Below are 2,627 nucleotides of genomic sequence, written 5' to 3' on the forward strand. Positions count from 1 at the left end.
CCGGATTGGGTTGCATCGCAGGGGTGTCGAAAGAGTCAACTGCGGTCCAAAGCTGTTGGACTTGGGTGAAAAGGGCGTTTATTCTTCCTATACGTGCCGCGTTCCAGGCGGCGACTATGAGGGCTATGTCGATGCCCATGTGCGCCGGCTGGAGGCGCTACGCCGGGCCGGTATCGTCGAGCGGATCGACGCCGACCAATGGCGCATCCCCGATGATCTGGTCAGCCGTGCCGCCGCCCATGACGCCGGCCGAGACAGTCAGGCCAGCGTTCGCGTCCTTTCCCCGGTCGATCTGAACAAACAGATCGGATCGGACGGCGCGACCTGGCTGGACCGGCGGCTGATCCACGGCGAGACGGCCGACCTTGCGCCAACCGGCTTCGGGCAACAAGTCCGCGAAGCCATGGACCAGCGCCGCGAGCACCATATCGAACAGGGCGACGCCACCCGCAGCCGGGACAGCCGCGTCTTCTACCGGCGCAACCTTCTCGCCATCCTGCGGGAGCGCGAGGTAGCCGGCGTCGGATCGGATATGGCTTTGAGTAAGGGCCTGCCGTTCCGCGCCGCCACGGACGGCGAGAGCGTCAGCGGCAAGTTTACCGGAACCGTGCATCTATCGAGCGGCAAGTTCGCCGTGGTCGAGAAATCCCATGAGTTCACCCTTGTCCCGTGGCGGCCGATCATCGACCGCCAACTCGGCCGCGAGGTTATGGGCATCGTGCAGGGCGGGTCGGTGTCGTGGCAGTTAGGGCGGCAGAGGGGGCTGGAACGCTGAGTGCGCCCATGCCGCATTGCGAAGCAAAAGATAATCGGATAAAATGTAGCAATTCATATTCGTAAGCGTGGAGTAATCAGATGGGAAATTCCAAGTCAGCAGACAAGTAAGCCGCAACAACCAGTATTGTTGTTGCGGCGCTCTGTAAGGCTAGTCTCATCTGATTGCTGACGAGCAGACGTCGCCCGGTATTCCTTAATCGAGGGTTGATTCGTCATGACCACCACACGCCCCGCGTGGGCCTATACGCTGCCGGCAGCACTGCTGCTGATGGCTCCTTTCGACATCCTCGCTTCACTGGCGATGGATATTTATCTCCCTGTCGTTCCAGCGATGCCCGGCATCCTGAACACGACGCCCGCTATGATCCAACTCACGTTGAGCCTCTATATGGTGATGCTCGGCGTGGGCCAGGTGATTTTTGGTCCGCTCTCAGACAGAATCGGGCGACGGCCAATTCTACTTGCGGGCGCAACGGCTTTCGTCATTGCGTCTCTGGGAGCAGCTTGGTCTTCAACTGCACCGGCCTTTGTCGCTTTCCGTCTACTTCAAGCAGTGGGCGCGTCGGCCATGCTGGTGGCGACGTTCGCGACGGTTCGCGACGTTTATGCCAACCGTCCTGAGGGTGTCGTCATCTACGGCCTTTTCAGTTCGATGCTGGCGTTCGTGCCTGCGCTCGGCCCTATCGCCGGAGTATTGATCGGCGAGTTCTTGGGATGGCAGGCGATATTCATTACTTTGGCTATACTGGCGATGCTCGCACTCCTAAATGCGGGTTTCAGGTGGCACGAAACCCGCCCTCTGGATCAAGTCAAGACGCGCCGATCTGTCTTGCCGATCTTCGCGAGTCCGGCTTTTTGGGTTTACACTGTCGGCTTTAGCGCCGGTATGGGCACCTACTTCGTCTTCTTCTCGACGGCTCCCCGTGTGCTCATAGGCCAAGCGGAATATTCCGAGATCGGATTCAGCTTTGCCTTCGCCACTGTCGCGCTTGTAATGATCGTGACAACCCGTTTCGCGAAGTCCTTTGTCGCCAGATGGGGCATCGCAGGATGCGTGGCGCGTGGGATGGCGTTGCTTGTTTGCGGAGCGGTCCTGTTGGGGATCGGCGAACTTTACGGCTCGCCGTCATTCCTCACCTTCATCCTACCGATGTGGGTTGTCGCGGTCGGTATTGTCTTCACGGTGTCCGTTACCGCGAACGGCGCTTTGGCAGAGTTCGACGACATCGCGGGATCAGCGGTCGCGTTCTACTTCTGCGTTCAAAGCCTGATAGTCAGCATTGTCGGGACATTGGCGGTGGCACTTTTAAACGGTGACACAGCGTGGCCCGTGATCTGTTACGCCACGGCGATGGCGGTACTGGTTTCGTTGGGGCTGGTGCTCCTTCGGCTCCGTGGGGCTGCCACCGAGAAGTCGCCAGTCGTCTAACCGACGACTGGTAGCAGGCCCGCTCCGATGCGGCGCACTAACCATCGAAACCTCGTGAATGTCGGTATCCTGTCTGGCAGGATACCGCTCATTTCCCTTGTTCAGTTCATCGCCGTCGCCGAGCATCTGAATTTTCGGCATGCGGCCAAGGCACTTGGTATCAGCCAGTCGAGCGTCAGCGCGCGTGTGAAAGCGCTGGAGGATAACCTTGGTGTCCTGCTATTTGAGCGCCATGCGCGGGGCGTTCGGCTAACAGACGCAGGCAGGCACTTCATGGAGCGTGTCACGGCGGGTGTCGATCAACTCGATCACGCAGTGAAGACCGCGGAGTGACGGGCACTGGCTGGCAATGTCTAGCAACGGCAGGCATTTCGGCTGAGGGTAAAAGAACTTTCCGCTAAGCGATAGACTGTATGTAAAC

At 59.4% G+C, this 2,627-nt stretch carries 3 protein-coding genes; all 3 read left to right on the forward strand.

The genetic code is table 11. The annotated features are described in order from the left end of the window. A partial coding sequence (locus tag BLP64_RS10940; RefSeq protein ID WP_223275402.1) for a DUF3363 domain-containing protein occupies nucleotides 1–775 on the forward strand: 775 nt, incomplete at its 5' end. Between the two features lie 216 nt (nucleotides 776–991). Continuing rightward, nucleotides 992–2,206 (forward strand): chloramphenicol/florfenicol efflux MFS transporter FloR, encoded by a 1,215-nt coding sequence (floR, locus tag BLP64_RS10625; protein WP_000214122.1) that lies wholly within the window; start codon nucleotides 992–994, stop codon nucleotides 2,204–2,206. 27 nt (nucleotides 2,207–2,233) lie between these two features. Next, nucleotides 2,234–2,539: a LysR family transcriptional regulator gene (locus BLP64_RS10630; RefSeq protein ID WP_001255015.1), complete on the forward strand. Its 306-nt coding sequence runs from the start codon at nucleotides 2,234–2,236 to the stop codon at nucleotides 2,537–2,539. Nucleotides 2,540–2,627: the final 88 nt, after the last annotated feature.

This window comes from Pseudidiomarina indica (assembly GCF_900104245.1).
Classification (GTDB): domain Bacteria; phylum Pseudomonadota; class Gammaproteobacteria; order Enterobacterales; family Alteromonadaceae; genus Pseudidiomarina; species Pseudidiomarina indica.